Here is a 2,191-nt window from a genome sequence, read left to right as displayed (position 1 = left end):
ACGCGCGAATCTGTCCTTAACACAGCGCTTGATCCGCACACACCATCATATGATATCTCGCAAGCTTGTGGTACTGGCTTACAAGCGACTTTTGCTTCAGCGAACAAAATCGCTTTGGGTCTTATTGACTCTGCGATTATCGGCGGCGTGGATACCACATCAGACGCACCTATCGCTATCGGTGATGGCTTACGTAAAGTCATGATCAAATTAGGCGCAGCCAAAAACAACAAGCAGCGTTTAAAGGCCTTGATGGGTCTAAATCCAAAAGACTTGATCGATGCGCCGCAAAATGGTGAGCCGCGTACGGGTTTATCTATGGGCGAGCACCAAGCGATCACTACCCTTGAGTGGAACATCAGCCGCGAAGCCCAAGACGAGCTGGCCTTTAACAGCCATCAAAACCTTGCCCGCGCTTATGACGACGGTTTCTTTGATGATTTGATCACCCCGTATAAAGGTCTGACTCGCGATAATAACTTGCGTCCTGACACCACTAAAGAAAAATTGGCCAAGCTCAAGCCTGTATTTGGCAAAAGAAACGCCAACCCGACAATGACTGCTGCCAACTCAACTCCGCTGACTGATGGCGCCTCATGTGTACTGCTAGCTAACGATGAGTGGGCAAAAGAGCACGGTCTTAAGACTTTGGCTTATATCGTTCATCAAGAGACTGCTGCCGTTGATTTTATTGGTAAGTCAGGCACGACAGAGGGCTTACTGATGGCGCCAGCGTATGCCGTACCGCGTATGCTTGAGCGTGCAAATCTTAGCTTACAAGACTTTGACTTTTATGAGATTCATGAAGCCTTTGCCTCGCAAGTACTCTCAACGCTAGCGGCTTGGGAAGATGAGAGCTTCTGTAAAGAGCGCTTAGGACTAGACGCACCACTAGGGTCAATCGATCGTAGTAAGCTCAATGTCAACGGCTCATCACTCGCCGCCGGTCACCCGTTTGCTGCAACTGGTGGTCGTATCTTAGCCACTGCTGCCAAACTGCTTGATCAAAAAGGCTCAGGCCGCGCGCTAATCTCAATCTGCGCTGCTGGTGGTCAAGGTGTGACTTGTATCTTAGAGAAGTAAGTTACTCTTTAAGTTAATAAAGCACTGTTAGATTTTAAATTACCCTTCAATACTTTGGAGGGTATTTTTTTGTCTAAAATATATATTACAAAATAGGGTGACTACAACGTCAAAGCAACAAGTAGCAAATCGTAGCCTGTTTAAAATTTTGTTGATAGATATGCTAGAGTAAATCAAGACGATGATCTTTTAGCATAAGATAATAAAGCGCTATAAAGGAGTAAATAATAATGGCGAAAATACCCTCAGCAATCGACCCAAAATCGCTAACGACGCAAGAGCAAGATGAGCTAAGTCACGCTGAGCAAGACAACTTTATCGAGCGTATGGACAAAGAGGTGTTCAATGATGAGCTGCGGCGCAAAATGCACGAAGACTTAATCGACACCTATGATGAGGAGGTTGAGAACGAAATCGATGACTATATGCGTGATTTTCGTTTTGATGGCTTTGAGATGAGCGATCAAGACAGGCTCGATCGTCGCCTGTATTTTCAAGAATTAGTACGCCTGCAGCGCGAACTGATCAAACTACAAGATTGGACGGTTGATCGCGGTGAGCGCATCGTGGTGATATTTGAAGGGCGCGATTCGGCGGGTAAAGGCGGCGCGATTAAACGTATTACTCAGCGTCTTAATCCGAGGGTCTGCCGAGTCGCTGCTCTGCCAGCGCCAACTGAACGTGAGCAAACGCAGTGGTACTTTCAGCGCTATGTAGCACACCTGCCCGCTGCTGGGGAAATTGTATTATTTGATCGCAGCTGGTATAACCGCGTCGGCGTTGAGCGAGTCATGGGGTTTTGTACGGACGCGCAGTATGAGGAGTTTTTTCAATCGGTACCTGAGTTTGAGCGTATGCTAGTACGCTCAGGGATACGTCTGGTCAAATACTGGTTTTCGATTACTGACGATGAGCAGCACTCGCGCTTTATGAGCCGTATCCATGATCCGCTTAAGCAATGGAAGCTCTCACCAATGGATTTGGAATCGCGCCGGCGCTGGGAGGATTATACCAAAGCGAAAGAGACGATGTTTGAACGTACCCATATACCAGAGGCACCGTGGTGGGTGGTTGAAGGCAACAGTAAAAAGCGTGCACGCCTTAATTG

General features: G+C 47.5%; 2 protein-coding genes. Both read left to right on the top strand.

Annotated elements, in window-relative coordinates; translation table 11 throughout:
- On the top strand, positions 1-1,083 hold a 1,083-nt coding region (locus ACTXGO_RS12755), incomplete at its 5' end, for an acetyl-CoA C-acetyltransferase (RefSeq protein WP_443574794.1).
- A 230-nt stretch (positions 1,084-1,313) separates the two neighbouring features.
- Positions 1,314-2,191, top strand: an 878-nt coding sequence (gene ppk2 / locus ACTXGO_RS12750; RefSeq protein ID WP_443574793.1) for a polyphosphate kinase 2, incomplete at its 3' end; no start/stop codon positions are given.

It is taken from the genome of Psychrobacter sp. T6-1 (assembly GCF_052258445.1).
The sequence above is the reverse complement of the archived record's forward strand: the minus strand, read 5'-3'. Positions and strand labels throughout refer to the sequence as shown.